Origin of the sequence: Streptomyces sp. NBC_01429 (genome assembly GCF_036231945.1) — a bacterium.
Taxonomy (GTDB): domain Bacteria; phylum Actinomycetota; class Actinomycetes; order Streptomycetales; family Streptomycetaceae; genus Streptomyces.
Genome location: NZ_CP109599.1, coordinates 2,431,961 through 2,450,476, shown reverse-complemented (window position 1 = coordinate 2,450,476; position 18,516 = coordinate 2,431,961). Strand labels below are relative to the sequence as shown.

Annotated in this window: 20 protein-coding genes and 2 pseudogenes; 12 read left to right on the top strand and 10 right to left on the bottom strand. The window is 72.9% G+C overall.

What is annotated here, in order from left to right; genetic code table 11:
• Window positions 1-27: 27 nt before the first annotated feature.
• Entirely contained in the window at window positions 28-288 is a 261-nt protein-coding gene (locus tag OG627_RS10190; RefSeq protein WP_329063612.1) for a UBP-type zinc finger domain-containing protein, read from the bottom strand.
• A 71-nt stretch (window positions 289-359) separates the two neighbouring features.
• Here OG627_RS10190 and OG627_RS10185 point away from each other — a divergent pair, with 71 nt between their 5' ends.
• Window positions 360-1,961 (top strand): Na+/H+ antiporter, encoded by a 1,602-nt coding sequence (locus OG627_RS10185; RefSeq protein ID WP_329063610.1) that lies wholly within the window; start codon window positions 360-362, stop codon window positions 1,959-1,961.
• A gap of 60 nt (window positions 1,962-2,021) precedes the next feature.
• Here OG627_RS10185 and OG627_RS10180 read toward each other — a convergent pair whose 3' ends face one another.
• Both OG627_RS10180 and OG627_RS10175 read right to left on the bottom strand, forming a co-directional pair.
• Window positions 2,022-2,951: a 1-aminocyclopropane-1-carboxylate deaminase/D-cysteine desulfhydrase gene (locus OG627_RS10180; protein ID WP_329063608.1), complete on the bottom strand. Its 930-nt coding sequence runs from the start codon at window positions 2,949-2,951 to the stop codon at window positions 2,022-2,024.
• Between the two features lie 114 nt (window positions 2,952-3,065).
• A complete protein-coding gene (locus tag OG627_RS10175; protein WP_329063606.1) occupies window positions 3,066-3,656 on the bottom strand; it encodes an N-acetylmuramoyl-L-alanine amidase in 591 nt (196 codons plus the stop codon).
• Between the two features lie 236 nt (window positions 3,657-3,892).
• On the opposite strand from OG627_RS10175, the gene OG627_RS10170 reads away from it, so the two are divergent.
• The 4 genes from OG627_RS10170 to OG627_RS10155 all read left to right on the top strand — a co-directional run bounded on the left by OG627_RS10170 (window position 3,893) and on the right by OG627_RS10155 (window position 7,769).
• Window positions 3,893-5,299 carry a family 2B encapsulin nanocompartment shell protein gene (locus OG627_RS10170; protein WP_329063603.1) on the top strand — a complete coding sequence of 469 codons (1,407 nt, stop codon included), beginning with the start codon at window positions 3,893-3,895 and terminating at the stop codon, window positions 5,297-5,299.
• 127 nt (window positions 5,300-5,426) lie between these two features.
• The gene (locus OG627_RS10165; protein WP_329063601.1) at window positions 5,427-6,476 is read left to right on the top strand and encodes a family 2 encapsulin nanocompartment cargo protein polyprenyl transferase; all 1,050 of its coding nucleotides are present in this window, start codon (window positions 5,427-5,429) and stop codon (window positions 6,474-6,476) included.
• 120 nt (window positions 6,477-6,596) lie between these two features.
• Window positions 6,597-7,193: a GNAT family N-acetyltransferase gene (locus tag OG627_RS10160; protein WP_329063599.1), complete on the top strand. Its 597-nt coding sequence runs from the start codon at window positions 6,597-6,599 to the stop codon at window positions 7,191-7,193.
• 132 nt (window positions 7,194-7,325) lie between these two features.
• Complete coding sequence (locus tag OG627_RS10155; RefSeq protein WP_329063597.1) at window positions 7,326-7,769, top strand: DUF6304 family protein; 444 nt, start codon at window positions 7,326-7,328, stop codon at window positions 7,767-7,769.
• Between the two features lie 107 nt (window positions 7,770-7,876).
• On the opposite strand, the gene OG627_RS10150 is transcribed toward OG627_RS10155, so the two are convergent.
• Window positions 7,877-8,560: a hypothetical protein gene (locus tag OG627_RS10150; RefSeq protein WP_329063595.1), complete on the bottom strand. Its 684-nt coding sequence runs from the start codon at window positions 8,558-8,560 to the stop codon at window positions 7,877-7,879.
• A gap of 109 nt (window positions 8,561-8,669) precedes the next feature.
• On the bottom strand, window positions 8,670-9,347 hold the full coding sequence (gene snpA, locus OG627_RS10145) for a snapalysin (protein WP_329063593.1): 678 nt from the start codon (window positions 9,345-9,347) through the stop codon (window positions 8,670-8,672).
• Window positions 9,348-9,554: 207 nt separating this feature from the next.
• Here snpA and OG627_RS10140 point away from each other — a divergent pair, with 207 nt between their 5' ends.
• The gene (locus OG627_RS10140) at window positions 9,555-10,619 is read left to right on the top strand and encodes a LysR family transcriptional regulator (RefSeq protein WP_329063591.1); all 1,065 of its coding nucleotides are present in this window, start codon (window positions 9,555-9,557) and stop codon (window positions 10,617-10,619) included.
• A gap of 133 nt (window positions 10,620-10,752) precedes the next feature.
• Here the strand turns inward: OG627_RS10140 and OG627_RS10135 are convergent, their stop codons facing one another.
• Both OG627_RS10135 and OG627_RS10130 read right to left on the bottom strand, forming a co-directional pair.
• The gene (locus OG627_RS10135; RefSeq protein ID WP_329063589.1) at window positions 10,753-11,796 is read right to left on the bottom strand and encodes an amidohydrolase family protein; all 1,044 of its coding nucleotides are present in this window, start codon (window positions 11,794-11,796) and stop codon (window positions 10,753-10,755) included.
• 19 nt (window positions 11,797-11,815) lie between these two features.
• On the bottom strand, window positions 11,816-12,481 hold the full coding sequence (locus tag OG627_RS10130) for a TetR/AcrR family transcriptional regulator (protein ID WP_329063587.1): 666 nt from the start codon (window positions 12,479-12,481) through the stop codon (window positions 11,816-11,818).
• Between the two features lie 98 nt (window positions 12,482-12,579).
• Here OG627_RS10130 and OG627_RS10125 point away from each other — a divergent pair, with 98 nt between their 5' ends.
• From OG627_RS10125 to OG627_RS10115, 3 genes are all read left to right on the top strand, one after another.
• Window positions 12,580-13,515 carry a DMT family transporter gene (locus tag OG627_RS10125; RefSeq protein ID WP_329063585.1) on the top strand — a complete coding sequence of 312 codons (936 nt, stop codon included), beginning with the start codon at window positions 12,580-12,582 and terminating at the stop codon, window positions 13,513-13,515.
• Between the two features lie 54 nt (window positions 13,516-13,569).
• On the top strand, window positions 13,570-13,977 hold the full coding sequence (locus OG627_RS10120) for a RidA family protein (protein ID WP_329063583.1): 408 nt from the start codon (window positions 13,570-13,572) through the stop codon (window positions 13,975-13,977).
• 94 nt (window positions 13,978-14,071) lie between these two features.
• The gene (locus tag OG627_RS10115; RefSeq protein WP_329063581.1) at window positions 14,072-14,908 is read left to right on the top strand and encodes a metallophosphoesterase family protein; all 837 of its coding nucleotides are present in this window, start codon (window positions 14,072-14,074) and stop codon (window positions 14,906-14,908) included.
• 251 nt (window positions 14,909-15,159) lie between these two features.
• Here the strand turns inward: OG627_RS10115 and OG627_RS10110 are convergent.
• A pseudogene (locus OG627_RS10110) lies at window positions 15,160-15,546 on the bottom strand (MFS transporter); the annotation flags it as partial.
• Window positions 15,547-15,902: 356 nt separating this feature from the next.
• On the opposite strand from OG627_RS10110, the pseudogene OG627_RS10105 reads away from it, so the two are divergent.
• Window positions 15,903-16,094 (top strand): annotated as a pseudogene (locus OG627_RS10105) (tyrosine-type recombinase/integrase); the annotation flags it as partial.
• A gap of 7 nt (window positions 16,095-16,101) precedes the next feature.
• On the opposite strand, the gene sodN reads toward OG627_RS10105, so the two are convergent.
• A complete protein-coding gene (gene sodN / locus OG627_RS10100) occupies window positions 16,102-16,497 on the bottom strand; it encodes a superoxide dismutase, Ni (protein ID WP_329063580.1) in 396 nt (131 codons plus the stop codon).
• Between the two features lie 148 nt (window positions 16,498-16,645).
• On the opposite strand from sodN, the gene sodX reads away from it, so the two are divergent.
• Window positions 16,646-17,062 carry a nickel-type superoxide dismutase maturation protease gene (gene sodX / locus OG627_RS10095; RefSeq protein WP_329063578.1) on the top strand — a complete coding sequence of 139 codons (417 nt, stop codon included), beginning with the start codon at window positions 16,646-16,648 and terminating at the stop codon, window positions 17,060-17,062.
• On the opposite strand, the gene OG627_RS10090 is transcribed toward sodX, so the two are convergent.
• Window positions 16,966-17,595 carry a CGNR zinc finger domain-containing protein gene (locus tag OG627_RS10090; RefSeq protein ID WP_329063575.1) on the bottom strand — a complete coding sequence of 210 codons (630 nt, stop codon included), beginning with the start codon at window positions 17,593-17,595 and terminating at the stop codon, window positions 16,966-16,968. The genes sodX and OG627_RS10090 overlap by 97 nt on opposite strands.
• Before the next feature lie 90 nt (window positions 17,596-17,685).
• On the opposite strand from OG627_RS10090, the gene OG627_RS10085 reads away from it, so the two are divergent.
• Window positions 17,686-18,483 carry a class I SAM-dependent methyltransferase gene (locus OG627_RS10085; RefSeq protein WP_329063573.1) on the top strand — a complete coding sequence of 266 codons (798 nt, stop codon included), beginning with the start codon at window positions 17,686-17,688 and terminating at the stop codon, window positions 18,481-18,483.
• Window positions 18,484-18,516 lie beyond the last annotated feature (33 nt).

Below are 18,516 nucleotides of genomic sequence, written 5' to 3'. Positions count from 1 at the left end.
CCGGCGGAGGGTTGACGTACCCAGTCGTCAGACGATCGAACCGTCCACGAAGCACCACCGCCAGCCCTCTCCCGGCTCGAAACTCCGCATCACCGGGTGTCCCGTCCGCTCGAAGTGCTCGGTGGCGTGCCGGAACGGGGAGGAGTCGCAGCACCCGACCTCCCCGCAGACCAGGCACAGCCGCAGCTGGACCGGGTGGCTGCCGGCGGCCAGGCAGGCGAGGCAGGTGTCGCTCCGGGGGGCGGGCTCGGGGCGCGGCAGATCCGCGGCATGGACACACTCGCTCATGATTGCCAGGTTACGACGCGCGCGCGGGTGAGGCCGGGCGGGCGTGCGAGGCCGGGTGGGATGGAGCAGGGATGGACGTGTTGCCGCTGATCGCGCTGGTGGCGGGAAGTGCCGCGATCGCCGGGGTGGCCCGCAGGACACCGGTGGCGGCGCCGCTGCTGCTGGTGGCCGCCGGGCTGATCGCCGCCTACATCCCCGGCGTGCCCGAGTACACCCTCGACCCGCACATCGTGCTGCCGCTGCTCCTGCCGCCGCTGCTCTACACGGCGGCGGTCGACAGCTCGTATCTCGATCTGCGGGCGAATCTGAGACCGGTGGCGCTGCTCTCGGTCGGTTACGTCCTCTTCGCCACCCTCGCCGTCGGCTGGCTGGTCCATGTGATGGTGCCCGATCTGCCCATGACCACCGCGCTGGTCCTCGGCGCGGTCGTCGCGCCGCCGGACGCGGTGGCGGCCACGGCCATCGCCCGCAAGCTGGGGCTGCCGAGCCGGATCACCACCATCCTCCAGGGGGAGTCGCTGCTCAACGACGCGACCGCGATCACCGCGTTCAAGGTGGCGCTGGCGTCCGCCGCCGGCGCCGGGGCGAGCTGGGGCGCGGGGATCGGGGAATTCGCGCTGGCCTCGGTCGGCGGGGTCGGGGTCGGGCTGGTGCTGATGGTGCCGCTGCACTGGCTGCGTACGCATCTGACCGAGGCGCTGCTCCAGAACACGCTGTCGCTGCTCATCCCGTTCGTCGCCTACGCGGCGGCCGAACAGGTCGGCGCGTCCGGGGTGCTGGCCGTCGTGGTGGTCGCCCTGTACCTCGGCCACCGCTCCTGGCAGGTCGACTTCGCCACCCGGCTCCAGGAGGCGGCGGTGTGGAAGATGGTCGCCTTCGTCCTGGAGTCGGCGGTCTTCGCGCTCATCGGGCTGCAACTGCCCGTCGTCCTGCGGGGGCTCGGGGAGTACGGCGTCGCGCAGGCGCTGCTGTACGCGGTGGGGATCTTCGTGGCGGTGGTGGTGGTCCGGTTCGTCTGGGTCTACCCGGCGACCTTCCTGCCCCGCGCGCTGTCCACCCGGATCCGGGAGCGCGAGCCGGACACCAACTGGACCGCCCCGCTGATCGTCGGCTGGGCCGGGATGCGCGGGGTCGTGTCCATGGCCATCGCGTTCTCCATCCCGTTGACGCTGAGTGACGGAAAGCCGTTCCCGGGCCGCAATCTTGTCCTGTTCCTGACCTTCGCGACGGTGATCGGCACCCTGGTCGTCCAGGGGCTCACCCTGCCCCCGCTGATCCGGCTGCTGAAGGTCGAGGGCCGCGACCGGCAGGCCGAGACCCTGGCCGAGGCGCAGGCGCAGAGCGAGGCGTCCACGGCGGCCGAGCTGCGGCTCGACGAACTGCTCGCCGATGAGCGCAACGCGCTGCCGCAGCCGCTGGCCGACCGGTTGCGCACGGTGCTGGAGCGCCGCCGCAACTCGGTCTGGGAGCGGCTGGGCGCCGTCAACGAGGCCACGGGCGAGTCCGCCGACGAGACCTACCGGCGGCTGTCGCGGGAGATGATCGAGGCCGAGCGCAGGGTCTTCGTGGAGCTGCGGGACCGGCGGCGGATCGACGACGAGATGCTGCGGACGCTGCTGCGCAGACTGGACCTGGAGGAGGCGGCGGCGTACCGGGAGAGCGAGTCCGACTGAGCCCGGGGAGTGTGCCGCGCGGGGCCAGGGTGCCCCGTGTGCCCCGCGTGCCCGGCGAGGTTACGCGGCGGGCTCCGGGACGCCGGTGATCACGGCGGCGACGGCCGTACCGGGCGGGAAGGCGCCCTCCGCCGCCAGCGCCGTCAGGCCGTACAGCATTTTGGCGACATAGAGACGTTCCACCGCGAGCCCGTGCCGCTCCTCGAAGTCCGTCGCGAAGGCTTCCAGTTCGGCGGAGGTGCGCGCGAAGCCGCCGAAGTGGAACCGGTCCTCCAGCCTCCACCCGGCGACGGGAGTGACGCGGGCGGCACGTTGGAGATCGCGGGTCGCGGCGTCCAGGAAGCCGCCGCGCAGCACCGGGAAGCCGATGGCCCGCTGCCCGGCGTCTAGCCCGGCGGCAAGCCCCGCAAGGGTTCCGCCGGTCCCGCAGGCGACGGCCACCGTCTCGGCGGCGCCGCGCAGCTCCCGGCCGAGGTCCACACAGCCGCGTACGGCGAGCGCGTTGCTGCCGCCCTCGGGGAGGACGTAAACGGAATCCGGGTCCAGCCCCGCGTCGGCGAGCAGCGCGGCCACCAGGGCGGGCTCCGCCGCGCGCCGGTAGGCCGTACGGTCCACGAAGACCAGCCGCATCCCGTCCGCCGCGCACCGGGCGAGCGAGGGGTTGAGCGGGCGGCCGGCCAGCTCGTCGCCGCGTACGACGCCGACGGTGGTGAAGCCCAGCAGCCGTCCGGCGGCGGCCGTCGCGCGCAGATGGTTGGAGTACGCGCCGCCGAACGTCAGCAGGGTGCGCCGGCCCGCGTCCGCCGCCGCGCGGAGATTGGGCGCCAGCTTGCGCCACTTGTTGCCGGGCACCTCCTGGTGGATCAGATCATCGCGCTTGAGCAGCAGCCGTACGCCGTGCCGGGCGAAGCGCTCGTCCTCGGCCGCCCGCAACGGCGACGGGAGCCGTGGCCGCAGGGTGGCGAGGTCGAGCGCTCCGGACGAGGTCATGGGGCCATTGTCGGTCCGGCCGCCCCCGTTCGGACAACCAGGTGGCGAGCGACCAGGTGGCCGGGCAACCGGGTGGCGAGCGACCCGGTGGCCCGGCGGTTCACCCGGCCCGGCTCATTTCAGCCGGTCGCGGACGCGCTCGCGCATGGCGTCCATCGTGAAGCCCCGGGGATCGACCTTGCCCGGCTGCCACTCCAGATGCCCGATCACCGACCCCGAGCCCCAGCCGTGCCGGCGGCAGACGGCGGCGGCGGCCTTCTCGATCGCGGCCAGCTGGGCGTCGGGCCACGGGTCCTTGCCGTCGCCCAGGTTCTCGCACTCGAAGCCGTAGAACGCGCTGTTGCCGTCCGTGTCCGCCCCGTCGACCGGGGGCAGACGCTTCTCCGCGATCACCGCCCGCAGCACGTCGCCGTCACCGAGCCCGGCGTGGTTGGCCCGGCCGTAGCCGACCAGGTGCACGGTGCCGTCCTTGGCGATGACGCCGTGGCACAGCGGCCCCGGCAGAGCCGCGTAACCGTCCCTGCACAGCCGTACGGTGGCGGCCGTGCCCTCGGTGACGGTGTGGTGGATCATGACGCCGTGGACCGGGCCCCAGGCCCCCTTCGCATCGCGGTTGTGCGTGCGCCAGTCACCGACCTGCACGACGGTCAGCCCCTCGTCCTTCAGGGCGTTGAGGAAATCGGTCGCGGACATGGGTGGGGCCATGGCCGCCTCCTTCCGGTCATGAGCCGGTCCGTGCGGGGCCGTTGGTCCGGGTGCTCGTGCTCCGGGCGTTCGCGCCGTGCCGTCACGTTGGGCCGTGATGATGAACTTCCGCGTGTTGTTCCCAGTTTCGGGCGTTCCAGTCCCACTCGTTTGTGTAGTGGCGTGCGTACGCCAGGTGATGGAACCATTCTTCTCGCAGGTCGAAAGATGATCAGAACTACGAGGGGGAAGCCTTCATGTCGGTTGCTGATGAGGTCCGTACGGCTCAGACACCGCCCCAGCAGAGTCTGGGGACGGACGCCGCGCGGAACCTGGCGACCACCACCAAGTCCGCGCCGCAGATGCAGGAGATCACCTCACGGTGGCTGCTGCGGATGCTGCCGTGGACCCAGGTGCAGGGCGGTACGTACCGGGTCAACCGCCGGCTCAGCTACGCGGTCGGCGACGGCCGCGTGACGTTCGTGCAGACCGCCGACCGGGTCGCGGTCATCCCCGCCGAGCTGGGCGAGCTGCCCGCGCTGCGCGAGTACGGCGACGAGGAGGTCCTCGCCGAGCTGGCGCGCCGCTGCGAGCAGCGCGAGTTCGAGGCGGGCCAGGTCCTGGCCGCTTCGGGGGACGCGGCGGACGAGGTCTTCCTGCTGGCCCACGGCCGGGTGCAGAAGCTGGGCACGGGCCCCTACGGGGACGAGGCGGAGATCGCGGTGCTCGCCGACGGCGCGTACTTCGGCGACCAGGCCCTGGTGGACGGGGAGGCCACCTGGACGTACACGGCGCGCGCGGTCACGGCGTGCACCGTGCTGGTGCTGAGCCGGCGGGACGTGCTGAACCTCGCCGAGCGCGAGGACTCGCTGCGCGGCCACCTGGAGACGTACGCCGCCATTCCGGAGCAGCGGACCAACAAGTACGGCGAGGCCGCCATCGACCTGTCCGCGGGACATGTCGGCGAAGCGGTCGTGCCGCACACGTTCGTGGACTACGAGGGGGCGCCGCGCGAGTACGAACTGAGCGTCGCGCAGACCGTGCTGAAGGTCCACAGCAGGGTCGCCGACCTCTACAACCAGCCGATGAACCAGACCGAGCAGCAGTTGCGGCTCACGGTCGAGGCGCTGCGCGAGCGCCAGGAGCACGAGCTGATCAACAACCGCGAGTTCGGGCTGCTCAACAACTGCGACTACGGGCAGCGCCTCCAGCCGCACGACGGCGCGCCCACCCCGGACGACATGGACGAGCTGCTCTCGCGCCGCCGCGGCTCGAAGCTCTTCCTGGCGCACCCGCGCGCCATCGCCGCGTTCGGCCGCGAGTGCAGCAAGCGCGGGCTCTACCCGGACAGCGTGGAGGTCGCGGGCCATCACGTGCCGGCCTGGCGCGGGGTGCCGATCTTCCCGTCCAACAAGATCCCGGTCTCGGACGCGCGGACGACCTCGATCATCTGTATGCGTACGGGCGAGGCCGAGCAGGGGGTCATCGGGCTCCAGCAGAGCGGCATCCCGGACGAGATCGAGCCGAGCCTGTCGGTCCGCTTCATGGGCATCGACGAGCAGGCGATCATCTCGTACCTGGTCACGGCGTACTACTCGGCGGCGATCCTGGTGCCGGACGCCCTCGGAGTGCTGGAGAACGTCGAAGTGGGCCGCTGGAGCTGAGGTGACCGCCCCGGGCGGGCCGGCCGTCGCCCCCGGTGCCGGCGTCGCCCCCGGTGCCGGTCGCGGCGCCGGCCCGCCCGGGGTCCGTCCCCACGTTCCCGCCGTACGAGGAAGTGACCCCGTGACCATGACCAGCACGGATGCCGCCACCGAGAGCCATGAGGCCGTGGCCCTCCTGGAGCGCACCCGCACCGCTGTCGATCCCGAACTGCACGCCGCGGTGGGCTCGTTGCCCGGCGCGATACGACGTGTCGCGAGCTACCACTTCGGCTGGGAGCACGCCGACGGCACCCCGTCCCCGGCCGCCGGACGGGCGGGCAAGGCGATCAGGCCCGCGCTCGTGCTCGCCGCCGCACGCGCGCTCGGCGGAGACCCCGCGGCCGCCGTACCGGCCGCCGTCGCCGTGGAGCTGGCCCACAACTTCACCCTGCTCCACGACGACGTGATCGACGAGGACCCGACCCGGCGCCATCGCGCCACCGCCTGGACGGTCTTCGGCACCTCCGACGCCATCGTCGCCGGCGACGCCATGATGGCGCTCGCCCTGCGGCTGCTCGCCGAGGATCCGCACCCCGCCTCGGGCCCGGCCTCGGCCGCGCTCGCGGCCTGTGTCATCGAGCTGTGCGCGGGCCAGCAGGCGGACTGCGCCTTCGAGCGGCGGGACCCGCACGAGGTCTCGCTCGACGAGTGTGTCGCCATGGCGACCGCCAAGACGGGCGCGCTGCTGGGGACCTCGTGCGCACTCGGCGCGCTCTACGCGGGCGCGGAGCCGGAGCGGGTCGAGGCGGTGAACGCCTTCGGGCGTGAGGCCGGGCTCGCCTTCCAGCTCATCGACGACCTGATGGGGATCTGGGGGGACCCCGACCGTACGGGCAAACCGGCGGGAGCCGATCTGGTCGCGCACAAGAAGTCCCTGCCCGTGGTCGCTGCCCTGGCCTCCGGCACCCCGGCGGCCGAGGAGCTGGCCGAGCTGTACCGGGGCCCGCTGGACGAGCCCGGCGCTGTGGCCCGCGCGGCGGCGGCCGTCGAGCGGGCCGGCGGGCGGGAGTGGGCACAGCTCCAGGCCGCCGACCGGATGTCCCGGGCGGTTCATCAGCTGTCCCGCGCCATCCCCGATCTCACGGCGGCGGGCGATCTGCTGGCCCTGGCGGAATTCGTCACCCGCCGCACCCGCTGAGCGGACGGGCCCCGGGGCGGCGGCCTCCAGGAGAGCCGCCCGGGGCTCGCCCGCGGTGACGCATCGTCCCAACTCTAGGATGGTCGCGACAAGTTGACGATCCAGGGGAGGACCGGACAGATGGGTGCAGGGATCAGACAGGCGGGCGAGGCGGACCGGGCGACGCTGGTGCGGCTGCTCGAAGCGGCCTTCTACGACGACCCGGTGTGCAACTGGGTCTTTCCCGACGACGAGCACCGCCGCAAGGTGAACGGCCTGTACCTCGGGGTGTTCGCCGATCTCGCCCTCGCCGAGGGCCGGGTGGACCTCACCGACGACGAGACGGCCATGGCGCTCTGGCTCCAGGTCCCCGCCGGGGCGCCCGAGGAAGAGGACGAAACCCCCGCCCGGATGCGGGAGATCGCCGACCCGGACAACGAACGGACCGAGCTGGTCGGCCGCCTCACCGGGCTGGTGCACCCCGAGGACCGGGCGCACGAATACCTGCTGATGATCGCGGTCTCCCCGGAACACCAGGGCCGCGGCCTGGGCCGCGCGCTGATCGATCCGGTCCTCGAACGCTGCGACCGCGAGGGAGTCCCCGCGTATCTGGAGGCCAGCAGCGAGCGCAGCAGCCGCCTCTACGAGCGGCTCGGCTTCGCCTTCACCGAGCACACGGTGGACCTCCCCGACGGCCCGCACATGTGGCCCATGTGGCGCGAACCGCGCGAGCGCTGACCCGCGTGCGAGCCGCGCCGGGGGCCCGCCGGGTCCGGGCGTCCCGTTCCGTCCCGGTAAGAGATGACGAACCGTCATGAATCCTTGCCCCGTGCTGCGGTGGAATCTCCGCTACCGCTACAGTCCGCTGCCATGACAGCGGAGTCGACGGATTCATGGGCGGGTTGGTACCGGGACCGCCAGGGGGCGGAAGCGATCACCCTCACCGCGGGTGGTCAGCAGGTGCGCACGGAGATCAGGGGAGTGGAGTACGAAGGGGCGGATTTCGCCGCACTGGAGGCGGTGGGGGCGGGCGAGGTGCTGGAGTCCTGCGTCATGGAGTGGGACATCCCTCTCCCGGTGAGCGCGGGCGGCACGGTCGAACAGGCCACCCTCAGCTGTCTGCTCGCCCTGGGCGAGCGGGACGCCGAGGGGCCGGTCGGACGGGCGGAGCTGAGCCTGACCCTGCACTGCCGGGGGGCGGCCTACGCGTCGGGAATCGCCGGGGGCGGCTTCGAGGAGGCGCTCGGCCGGATCCGGAGCCAGCTGCCGACGGACACGGAGCTGGCCGACCGGCCCCTGGTGGGGGCCGCCTGACCGCCGCCCGGCGGCCCTGACGACCGGCCCCCGGTGTCCTCTCCCTCCCGTGGACGGATCTCTCCTGTGGACAGATCTCCCCCGTGGACGGAGAGGACACCGCACCGTTACTCCGCCGACTCCTCCACCCAGCCGCCGTCCGCCGCCGGGTTGTCGTCGTACAGCACGAACTCCTCGTGCGTGTCGGCAGGTTGGAACCCGGCGTCGATCAGCGCGTCGAGCAGCGTCTCCAGCCTGGCCCGCGCCGCCGGCCGGCCCGCGCCCGCGACGTGCTGGGTCACCACCCGCTCCTGCACACCGCCCGGCAGCGCCCGGCGCGCGTCGCGGGAGACGTGGGCGCGGTGTTCCTCGACGACGGCCGTCAGCCGGCCCGCGTGGTACGGGATCGCCAGCCGCAGGGTGACGCGGTGCTCGAAGCGGCAGTGTGCGGGGAGCGCGGCGGCCTCGGCGTCGTTCTGCGGTACGCCGTCGTTCCAGGGCGCCGCCACCAGTTTGGTCCTGACCACCGTGAACCCGGCCTCCGCCAGGCGCTGGACGCACCCCTCGGTGGCGCGGCGCTGTCCGTCCAGGCTGCCCGAGCCGCGCAGGGTGAGCGTCGGGCGGGACGGGGTGCGGCCGCGGTCCAGAACGACATGGCTGAGCGGCAGGCCGTGGGCGGCGGCCCAGTCGCCGAGCGCCGCCGCCCGGTCCCGCCGGTCGGCCCGCACCGTCAGATGTGTCTCGAAATCGCCCTCGATGCTGCGGTCGAGATCGCGCCGGGGCGAGGCGCCGATCTCCGTACGGAAGTCCACCGATCGACGTTACCAAGGGGGACAAGGGAAGGGGCGCACCCGAGGATATTTCGGGGGCGCCCCTTCCGGCCGCTTACGCCGGGTCGATCCGAACGAGCCGGGTGGCGGGTCAGGACACCTTGGCCATGGCCGCCGCGAGGCCGTTCGCCCACAGGGTGTTGACGCGGGCGCGCTCGGTCGCGTCGGGCTGGGAGTTCGTGCAGGACGTGCCGGGTCCGCCGCCCGACATCAGCTCGCTGCACGGACCCGAGTAGTGGTCCGGCAGGCCGAGCACGTGCCCGGTCTCGTGGGCCGTGACCCGGGTCGAGTTGTACTGCTGGTTCTGGGCGTAGTCCAGGAAGATGTACCCCTGGCCGTGGCCGTTGGTGCTCGCGTACGAACCGCGCGAGTCGTTGCCCTCGCGGTAGGTGAAGTCGGCGTTGCTGCCGGACTGGAGCTTCACATTGCTGACCGCGCTGTTCCAGATCGACGCGCTGGCGGCTATCTGGCTGGCGAAGGTGGGCGCCGCCGAGGCGTTGTAGACGACGGTGACGGCCTGGATGCCGGGGTTCGCCGCGCGCTTCTCGGCGACCGACTTGAGGACGGCGTCGAAGAACGCCTGGTTGCCCGCGGCCTCCGCCTTCGAGCCTTCGTAGCCCGCGTACGGGGCGGTGTGCGAGGTGGCGGGGGCGCTGGTGGGGGCAGCGGCCGAGCCGGTGGCGTGGGCGGCGGGCGCGACGCCGACCGCCGTGACAAATGCCAGACCAATTCCGGCGATCGCGGAAATCACCGACTTCTGGTGTGTCATGTGGGGGGCTCCTGCTCATCCGGTGAGAACGCGTCCGATGAAGCGCGTTCGGTACCGCAGAGTCTCGATGAGTCCGCCCCTGTGCGGATGATGTCAATTCCCGATAACACCAGCGCATCACCCTGGCCGTATTTCATCGAATGCGGCGCTAATTAGAGCGTTTTGGCCATCTGGTGTGGCTGAGAACCCCGCTCTACTCTTCGGGGCATGGAGCTGGAGGTAAGGCATCTGCGGGCCCTGTGTGCCATTGCCGACGCCGGCAGTCTGCACAAGGCGGCCCGGCTGCTGGGGATGAGCCAGCCGTCCCTGACGACACAGCTGCGACGGATCGAGAACTCCCTGGGAGCCGAGCTGTTCTCCCGCGAACGCACCGGCTGCCGCCCGACCCCGCTGGGCCGCACGGTGCTGAGCCGGGCGCGTCCGCTGGTCTCCGGCATGGCCGCCCTGGTCACCGAGGCCCGCGCGGCGGCCGACCGGGGCGGCGGCCCCCGGCTGCGGATCGGCTCGACCGCGAGCCGCGCCCTGGTGGGCTGGCTGCGCCGGCTCAGGCACCGGCTGCCGGGTACGGACATCACGCTCCGGATGGACGCGTCGGCCGGCGCGCTGCTGCGGATGGTCGCGAGCGACCAGCTCGACGTGGCCTTCGTGCACGAGGTCGAGGGCTGCCCGCTGGAGGTGCCCGAGGGGCTGGTCGGGCGGGTGCTGGTGGAACGCGAACCGCAGTTCGTCTCCCTGGCCAGGGACCATCCCGCCGCCGCCATGCAGGTGGTGGATCTCGCGGACCTCGCCGGGGACCGCTGGATGGTCGACCCGACCGTGGACGGCGAATGGGACGGACTGCGCCGGGTGCTGGGCGAGGCCGGGCTCAACCCGCCCGTTCTGCACGGGGATTACGTCACGGCCGCGTCGCTGATCGCGGTCGGTGAGGCGGTCGCCCCCTGCCAGCCCACCTCGGCGCCGCGCGACGACATGGTGATCAGGCCGCTGCGGGACGATCCGCTCGCGGTACGGCTGCTGCTGTTCACCCGGCCGGACGGCGGCGGGGGCGTCGTCGGGGCGGCGGGAGCGGAGGCAGCGGAGGGGACGGAAGCGGTGGTGGGGGCGGAGGCGGCTGGGGCGGCCGAGGCGGCGGTGGGCGCCGGGGGCGCCGGGCACGCCGGGGTCTTCGCCGATCTGGAGGCGGCGTACCGGGAGGCGGCGCTGCGGGCGGAGGGCTACCGCAGCTGGCTGGCGCGCCACAAGAGCCCGCTGCTGCACGCTCCGGCGGCCTGAGCGAGCCGCTTTACCGCCACGCCCTGCCACCCTGCCGCCCCTGGCCCGTGCGGTCCCGGGGCGGCCGTCCCGAGCCGAGCCGTCCCGGGCCGGGGCGTCCCGAGCCGGAGCGCTACGGCCCGCTGAAGCCCCGTCAGGCCACCACCCGGCCCTTGAGGATGATCCGGCTCGGGTGCGCCAGGACCGACGGGTCCAGGAGCGGGTTCCTGTCGTACGCCACGATGTCCGCCGGAGCGCCCTCGGTCAGCCCCGGCAGCCCCAGCCAGTCGCGGGCCGTCCAGGACGCCGCGCCGAGGGCGGCCTCGGGCGGCAGCCCGGCGCGGGCCAGCCAGTCGGCCTCGGCGGCGACGGTCCCGCAGGGGTGGCTGTCCGTACCGGCCAGCACGGTGACGCCCGCCTCGTGGGCGGCCCGTACCGTACCGGGCAGCGCCTCCCAGCCCGCGAGCCAGTCCGCGCGGCGGGCGTCGTGCTCGGCCGCGTAGTGCCCGCGCGCGCTCGCCGCGAAGACGCTGAGCGTCGGCACCAGCGCCGTACCCCGCTCGGCCATCAGGTCCAGCAGCCCCCGGTCGAGATGCATACCGTGCTCCAGACTGTCGGCCCCGGCCAGCACGGCGTTGCGGCTGCCCTCCGCCGTCTGGCAGTGCACGGCGACCCGGCCGCCGGTGGCGTGGACGGCCCGTACCGTCGCGGTGAGCAGGCCGAGCGGCACGGGCGGCTCGTTCCAGCGCCAGTCGCCGACGACCTTGCACCAGCCGCCAGCGGCGGCCTCCTCCACGGCGGCGGCGACGAGTTGGTCCTCGGAGATGTCACGGCCCAGCCCGGGGAAGAACCGGCCGGGCGTCGCCAGCCACCGTCCCGCCGAGCGGACCCGGGGCAGGTCCTCGTCCGTGTCGACCCACCCCGGCAGGGCCGCCGCTGTGCCCGGCGTACGGACCAGGAGCACGCCCGCGTCCCGGTGGTCCGTCAGATGGCGGCGCAGCACCCCCTCGTCGAAGGGCTCGTCGGTGCGCTCCGTACCGGGGTGGGTGTGCACGTCGACCAGTCCGGGCAGCAACCAGCCGCCGTCCACGACGAGTTCGGCGCCGGGTACCGGATCGGTGCGCAGCCGGTCGCCGTCGATCCAGAACGAGCGCTCCTCGCCGTCGGGCAGGGCCACGCCCCGTACGCGCAGCACCATGGCCGGCTCTCCTTCGTCGTCAGGCGGTCGTGCGGAGCAGGGCCTGTGCCTGGTCCCCGGCGTGACCGATCGGGTCGGGGAAGACGCCGAGGCCGTGGGCGACGAGGGCGCCCTCGTGCAGGAGCATCAGCGTACGGGCGAGCCGGTCCGCGTCCGCGTCCTGGTCCGCGTCCCGGTCCGCCTCCGTCTTCGCTCCCGCGTCCTTCTCGCCCCGCTCGCGGACGAGCGAGGTGAACAGCGTCAGCAGCCAGGCTTTCTGCGCGGTGATGACGGCGTACGCGGGGTGGGCCGGGTCGTCGATCTCGGCCCGCGCGTTGATCATGCTGCATCCGCGCGCACCGTTCTCGCGCATCCACCGTCCCGAGGCGTCGAAGACCGCGCGCACGCGCTCCTCGGGCGTGGGCCGCGGCCCCTCCGGCTCCAGATACGTGGCGAGCACGGCCCGCCAGCGCTCGTCGCGGGCGGCGAGGTACTCCACGACGAGCTGGTCCTTCGAGCCGAAGCGGTCGTAGAGCGTCTTCTTCGTCACCCCGGCCTCGGCGGCGATCAGATCCACCCCGACCGCGTGGATGCCGCGCTCGTAGAACAGCCGGGAAGCGGCCTCCAGGACGCGGCGGGCGCCGGGGGTGAGGGTGACGCGGTGCGGTCCCGGCCGGTGTGCGGGTTTTGCCGCTGTGCTGCGCATGCGTTCACTATACCGATCTGTATAGTCGAGGGCGTGAGTAAACCGATCTGTATACCTGTGAGTCGCACTACATCCACCGGGCCCGGCGGTGACGCCGGATGAACCTCCTCCTGGCCGCCGCCTTCGTGCTCTGCTGGAGCTCCGGCTTCATCGGGGCCAAGCTCGGGGCGGGCAGCGCCGACGCGGTGACGATCCTGATGTGGCGGTTCCTGCCCGCGGCCGTCGCCCTCGCGATCGTCGCCGTCGCACTGACCCGGTCCGCCTGGCGCGGACTGACCGCGCGCGACGTGCTCCGGCAGGCGGCGATCGGCATCCTGTCGCAGAGCGGCTACCTGCTCACCGTCTACTACGCGATCCAGCTCGGCGTCTCCAGCGGCACGACCGCGCTGATCGACGGCACCCAGCCGCTCGTCGCGGGCGCGCTGGCCGGGCCGCTGCTCCGGCAGTACGTCTCCGGGCGGCAGTGGGTCGGCCTGGCCCTCGGCGTGGCCGGAGCGGGAGTCGTCACCGTCGCCGACGCGACGGCGCCGGGCACCGGGGGTGTGCCGCCCTGGGCGTACGCGGTGCCGTTCCTCGGGATGTTCTCGCTGGTCGCGGCGACCTTCCTGGAGGGGCGCTCCCGTACCCGTACCGCGCCGTCGGTCGCGATGACCATCCACTGCGCCACCAGCGCCGTCGTCTTCACGGCGCTCGCGGCGTTCTCCGGCGCGGCGGCGCCGCCCGCGCAGATGTCGTTCTGGGTGTCGGTCGGCTGGCTCGTCGTGCTCCCGACCTTCGGTGGATACGGGCTCTACTGGGCGATCATGCGGCGCTCCGGGGTGACCGAGGTGAACACCCTGATGTTCCTGATGGCGCCGGTCACGTCCGTCTGGGGCGCGACGCTGTTCGGCGAGCCCTTCGGCGTGTGGACGGCCCTGGGGCTCGCCGTCGGACTGACGGCGGTGGTGGTCGTACGGCGGGGAGCGGCGCCCCGCGGCGGGCGTCGGGCTCCGGTCGTATCCGGTCCTGATCGGTGTGGCTGTCGGTGTGACTGAGCAAGCGGCGGCTCGCGGCCGTATGAGCGGGTAGACAGCTTAAGGAGCGCTGAGATGGCCCACCGTATGACCGTCCCCGGTCTGTTTCCCCCGCCGGACTACGCGCACGTGGCGGTCGTCGAGACGGGCCGGCGCCTGGCCTTTCTGGCCGGGTCCGTGCCGCTGGACGGGGACGGCAAACTCGTGGGCGCTGACGACTTCGTCGCGCAGACCGAGCAGGTGCTCGCCAATCTGGCGGACGCGCTGGCGGCCGTCGGCTGCGGGCCGGGCGATGTCGTGGCGACCACGGTGTCCGTGGCGACGAGCGACCCGGCGGACCTCAGCCGGGTCTGGGAGGTGGTCCGCGCGGGCGGTCTGAGCGCCGGCCCGCACACGTCCACGCTGCTCGGGGTGGCCTGCCTGGGGTACACGGGCCAGCTGGTCGAGATCACGGCCGTGGCGGAGGTACCGGCGGAGCGCTGACGCGGCGGACCGTCGGCGCACGGGGCGCGGATCCGCGCCGGCAGGAGTGGAATGGGTACGGCGGGACGACGAGGAGTGAAGGAATGTGGGACGTATGCCGACATCACCGGGCCGGGTCGCCGTTCTCTCCGACATCCACGGGGTCCTGCCCGCCCTGGACGCGGTGCTCGCCGAACCGGACGTCGCCGCGGCCGACCGGATCCTGATCACCGGCGACATCGCGGCGGGCCCGCAGCCGGTGGAGGTGCTCGACCGGCTGGCGGCGCTGGGGGACCGGGCCGTACTGATCGGCGGGAACGCCGACCGCGAACTCGTCGAGCTGCGCGCGGGCCGGATCCCCACCGTCCCGGACGCCATCGCGACCTGGGCCGCCGGCCAACTGCGCGACGAGCAGGTGGCCCTGCTGGCCGGGCTGCCGCGCACCCGGTATCTGCGGGTCGCGGGGCTGGGGCAGGTGCTGTTCTGCCACGCGACCCCGCGCGACGACGAGGAGGTCGTCCTGGTGGACTCCCGGCTCGCGCGCTGGGCCGAGGTCTTCGAGGGGCTCGGCGACGACATCGGTACGGTCGTGTGCGGCCATACGCACATGCCCTTCGTACGGCTCGCGCTCGGCCGCCAGGTCGTCAACCCGGGCAGCGTCGGCATGCCGTACGGGCGGCCGGGCGCGCACTGGGCGATGCTCGGCCCCGGCGTCGAACTGCGGGTCACCGCCTTCGACATCGACGCGGCGATCGCCGCGCTGACCGAGGCGTCCGGCTATCCGGACATCGCGGAGTGGGCCGACTACTTCCTCCACGCCCGCGCGAGCGACGCCGACGCCCTGGACGCCTTCGGGCCGCGCGACGGGCGGACGGACGGGCGCGCGGACGGGCGCGTTTCGGATGGGCGGACGGACGGGGGCGTGGAGGGGCGCGTTTCGGACGGGGAGTGAGTCCGGGGTGGCCGCCCCGGCAGTCCCGTCGCCAGGAGCGCCCCCGCGACGGCGACCACGGCGAGGCCCGTCAGCGCGGGTCCCATCGCGGCGAGGAAGCCGGCGTCGGTCCAGCGGTGGGCGGCGCCCGGCGGGCGGCCGGTGGGGGAGTGCGGCGCGGTCAGGGCCATCAGCGTGGTCGCGGCGGCGACCCCGAGCGCCGGGCCGACGTTCAGCGCGGTCTGCTGGAGTCCGCCCGCCACCCCCGGGGCCCCGGCCGGCGCGTGGCGCACGACGACGGCCGTCGCGGTGACCATCACCGTACTGAAACCGGCGCCCAGCAGGAGGAAACAGCCCCCGATCGCCGGGACCGTCGACGCCTGGTCGAGACGGGAGAGCAGAAAGGTGCCGAGGGCGACCAGGCCCATGCCCGTCACCGTCGTACGGCGAGGACCCCACGCGCGCAGCGGTACGGGGGCGACCGGCGCGGCGAGGACCATCATGGCGGCCAGCGGCAGCGCGCGCAGCCCACTGCCGAGCGGGTCCAGCGCGAGGACGTCCCGCAAGTAGTACGTGCCGAGGAACAGCGCCCCGAACAGCGCCGCCGACGCGGCCACCAGCACACCGAGCCCCGCCGTCAGGGCCGTCGACCCGAACACCCCGGGCGGCAGCAACGGGTCCGGCGCGCGCCGCTCGTGGCGGTCGAACGCGACGGCGGCGGCCGTCGCGACGACGAACCCCGGCGCGGCCCCCGTCACCGTCTGCGGGAGCGGTCCTCGCGTACGAGGAACTGCTGTCCGACATGTTTCGCATCCTGGGGCCGCATCACCCTTTGGCCTTCGATACCTTCTGTCAGATGCGGCACTGGAAGAGTCAGGCCATGTGAGACCTTCAGTAGATTTGGGCGACTTGGCGAGGCTGGGATTGCAAGGCGGGCTTCCTCGGGTGGGAGGAGGGCGCTGTTGGCGCTGAGCAGGGACGCCTACGGAGTGGGGCGCTGGCCATCCAGCCGACGGCGAGCGTCAAGCAGGTGCAGCTGGTCCTCGGCCACGCGTCCGCCGTCATCACCCTGCGGATCTACGCGCACCTGTGGCCGGGCGAAAACGACCGCACCCGGACCGTCATGGACGCCGTTCTCGGCGGCCTGCGGACCGGGTGCGGACCGGTAGGCGACATGACCAGCGAAACCGCAGGTCAGACGGCCTAGCCAGAGATCAAGCCTTCTTGGTCTCCCAGAAGATCTTGTCGATCTGGGCGATGTAGTCCAGGGCCTTCTGGCCCGTCGCCGGGTCCGTGGAGCCCTTGGCGGTCGACAGCGCCTTCAGGGTGTCGTTGACCAGCTGGTGCAGCTCCGGGTACTTCTCGAAGTGCGGCGGCTTGAAGTAGTCGCTCCAGAGCACCGAAACGTGGTGCTTGGCCAGCTCGGCGCGCTGCTCCTTGATGACCGTGGCGCGCGCCTGGAAGTGGGCGTCGTCGTTGCCCTGCATCTTCTCCTGGACGGCCTTGACCGACTCGGCCTCGATACGGGCCTGGGCCGGGTCGTACACGCCGCAGGGGAGGTCGCAGTGGGCGCTGACCTTGACCTTGGGGGCAAACAGGCGGGAAAGCATGGAGCTGTCCTTCCTCGTGATCGTCTTCTCAGGTGGGACATTACTCCGTGAGAAGAGCCTTTTCGCGTGTGCCCCCTGGGGCTTAGGACGAAAGTACGGGGCCGGTACGGGACCATGGCACCCCGTACCGTGGGAGCGGAGGTGGCGGATGACGGAGGACGGGCGGGAGCCGGGGGCAAGGCTGGGGATCGCCGAGGTGCGGGGTCCCTCCATGTATCCCACGCTCAAGCACGGCGATCAGCTCCTCGTCCACTACCGCGCCGCGGTGCGGCCGGGCGATGTGGCGGTGCTCAGACACCCGTTGCAGCAGGATCTGCTCATCGTGAAGCGGCTGATCGAGCGACGCGACGGCGGATGGTGGGTGCTCGGGGACAATCCGGGGGCCGAGGGGGACAGCCGGGTGTTCGGGGCGGTCCCCGAGGAATTGCTGCTGGGGCGGGTCAGGGCGCGCTACCGGCCGCTGGGCGATCAGCGGCGGCCGCGCGCTGTGGTCTCCTGGCTGGTGTCCGCGCTGCGGCCGGTGGCGGCCGAGCGCTCGGTCTCCAGGCGCTTGCGGGCCCGGTAGGCGGCGACGTTGGCCCGGGTCGCGCAGCGGTCGGAGCAGTAGCGGCGCGAGCGGTTGGTGGAGGTGTCGAGGTACGCGTTGCGGCACGGCGCCGCCTGGCACAGGCCGAGCCGGTCCACCCCGTACTCCGTGAGGTGGAACGCGAGCCCCATCGCCGCCGTCGCCGCGTAGCCGGCCGTCGCGTTGGACGGGTGGTCCGCGAGGTGCAGGTGCCAGCGCGGGTGGCCCTCGTCGTCCAGGAAGTCGTGGCCCGAGATCTGCGGGCTGACGGGGAACTCCAGCAGCAGCGAGTTCAGCATGTCCACCGCCAGGGTGGCCTCGCCCGAGTCGGCGGCGGTGAAGACCGCGCGCAGCCGGGACCGTACCGACCGGAAGCGGGTGACATCCGCGTCGGTGGCGCGGCGGGCCGCCTGGGAGCTGGGGCCGAAGAGGGAGCGGACGGTGTCGACCGAGGTCAGGGTATCCGTGCCGCGGGCCGGTTCCTCGGTGTTGACCAGACGTACGGCATAGTCCGAGTAAGAGGCCAGTTCCACTTGTAGTCCTTACGGAAGCGGTCTAGGGTCGGTTTCGTCGAAAACGGTAATGGCTGGTTCTGCTCTTAGGGTATTACGGAGGTGGGTTTCGTGGCGGAGACGGACATCGGCGCGGGGACCGGTACGGACATCGGCGCCGGGGCCGCTCCCGACTGGCGCGCCTGGCAGGACAGCTGGGACCGGCAGCAGGAGTGGTACCTGCCGGACCGCGAGGACCGCTTCCGGGTCATGCTGGACATGGTGGAGGCCCTCGTCGGCCCCGCGCCCCGGGTGCTCGACCTCGCCTGCGGCACGGGCAGCATCACGGACCGGCTGCTGCGCCGCTTCCCCCGCGCCACCAGCACCGGCGTCGACCTCGACCCCGCGCTCCTGACCATCGCCCACGGCTGCTTCGACGGCGACGACCGCGTCACCCTCGTGACCGCCGACCTCAAGGACCCGGGGTGGACGGAGCTGCTGCCGCACCGCTCGTACGACGCGGTACTCACCGCCACCGCCCTGCACTGGCTCCACGAGGAACCGCTCGCCGCGCTGTACGGGCAGCTCGGCGCTCTGGTCGCTGACGGGGGCGTCTTCATGAACGCCGACCATATGCGCCACGACGCCACGCCCCGGATCAACGCCGCCGAACGGGCCCACCGGCACGCCGCCATGGACCGCGCGAAGGCGGCCGGCGCCGTCGACTGGGCCGAGTGGTGGGAGCTGGTGGGCAGGGACCCGGTCCTCGCCGGGCCGACCGCCGAGCGGTTCAGGATCTACGGCGAGCACGCCGAGGGCGATACGCCGTCCCTGGAGTGGCACGTACGGACGCTGCGCGCGGCGGGCTTCGCGGAGGCGCGCGGCGTGTGGTCCTCGCCCTCCGACTCGCTCGTCCTCGCCCTGAAGTAGGCACGGCGGGAGGGGTGTTCCGGGCGGTACGGC

Bases quoted from the DNA above. Each gene is read 5' to 3' on its own strand.
- sodX (WP_329063578.1), top strand. From the start codon at position 16,646: ATGACGGAGGACGGGCGGGAGCCGGGGGCAAGGCTGGGGATCGCCGAG.
- OG627_RS10115 (WP_329063581.1), top strand. From the start codon at position 14,072: ATGCCGACATCACCGGGCCGGGTCGCCGTTCTCTCCGACATCCACGGG.
- OG627_RS10170 (WP_329063603.1), top strand. From the start codon at position 3,893: ATGTCGGTTGCTGATGAGGTCCGTACGGCTCAGACACCGCCCCAGCAG.
- OG627_RS10155 (WP_329063597.1), top strand. From the start codon at position 7,326: ATGACAGCGGAGTCGACGGATTCATGGGCGGGTTGGTACCGGGACCGC.
- OG627_RS10180 (WP_329063608.1), bottom strand. From the start codon at position 2,951: ATGACCTCGTCCGGAGCGCTCGACCTCGCCACCCTGCGGCCACGGCTC.
- snpA (WP_329063593.1), bottom strand. From the start codon at position 9,347: ATGACACACCAGAAGTCGGTGATTTCCGCGATCGCCGGAATTGGTCTG.
- OG627_RS10135 (WP_329063589.1), bottom strand. From the start codon at position 11,796: ATGGTGCTGCGCGTACGGGGCGTGGCCCTGCCCGACGGCGAGGAGCGC.
- sodN (WP_329063580.1), bottom strand. From the start codon at position 16,497: ATGCTTTCCCGCCTGTTTGCCCCCAAGGTCAAGGTCAGCGCCCACTGC.
- OG627_RS10165 (WP_329063601.1), top strand. From the start codon at position 5,427: ATGACCAGCACGGATGCCGCCACCGAGAGCCATGAGGCCGTGGCCCTC.
- OG627_RS10175 (WP_329063606.1), bottom strand. From the start codon at position 3,656: ATGGCCCCACCCATGTCCGCGACCGATTTCCTCAACGCCCTGAAGGAC.
- OG627_RS10190 (WP_329063612.1), bottom strand. From the start codon at position 288: ATGAGCGAGTGTGTCCATGCCGCGGATCTGCCGCGCCCCGAGCCCGCC.
- OG627_RS10120 (WP_329063583.1), top strand. From the start codon at position 13,570: ATGGCCCACCGTATGACCGTCCCCGGTCTGTTTCCCCCGCCGGACTAC.
- OG627_RS10185 (WP_329063610.1), top strand. From the start codon at position 360: ATGGACGTGTTGCCGCTGATCGCGCTGGTGGCGGGAAGTGCCGCGATC.
- OG627_RS10125 (WP_329063585.1), top strand. From the start codon at position 12,580: ATGAACCTCCTCCTGGCCGCCGCCTTCGTGCTCTGCTGGAGCTCCGGC.
- OG627_RS10140 (WP_329063591.1), top strand. From the start codon at position 9,555: ATGGAGCTGGAGGTAAGGCATCTGCGGGCCCTGTGTGCCATTGCCGAC.
- OG627_RS10160 (WP_329063599.1), top strand. From the start codon at position 6,597: ATGGGTGCAGGGATCAGACAGGCGGGCGAGGCGGACCGGGCGACGCTG.
- OG627_RS10130 (WP_329063587.1), bottom strand. From the start codon at position 12,481: ATGCGCAGCACAGCGGCAAAACCCGCACACCGGCCGGGACCGCACCGC.